Source organism: Pseudomonas parakoreensis, assembly GCF_021602155.1.
In the GTDB taxonomy this organism is placed as follows: Bacteria; Pseudomonadota; Gammaproteobacteria; order Pseudomonadales; family Pseudomonadaceae; genus Aquipseudomonas; species Aquipseudomonas parakoreensis.
In genome coordinates this window covers 1-212 of sequence record NZ_BQHY01000110.1, presented here as the reverse complement: position 1 = coordinate 212, position 212 = coordinate 1, and the positions used below count along the sequence as shown (strand labels likewise).

General features: G+C 53.3%; 1 protein-coding gene. It reads right to left on the bottom strand.

Features of this window, described 5'->3' with window-relative positions; genetic code table 11:
- Positions 1-10 precede the first annotated feature (10 nt).
- A partial coding sequence (locus L6D63_RS28585) for a hypothetical protein (protein ID WP_236170531.1) occupies positions 11-212 on the bottom strand: 202 nt, incomplete at its 5' end.

The window sequence follows — 212 nt, the reverse complement described above, 5'->3', positions numbered from 1 at the left end:
TAGCGGTGTGTCAAAAAAATAAGGATGTGACTGACCCGCCGTCATCGCTGGCAAGCCAGCTCCCACAAGTTTGCGTGTCGTCCAAAAAACTCAAAAACACCCCGATCCCTGTAGGAGCTGCCGCAGGCTGCGATCTTTTGATTCTGATCTTCAAAGGCCAAGGCAAAAGATCGCAGCCTGCGGCAGCTCCTACAGGACACCGGTCAATGCCA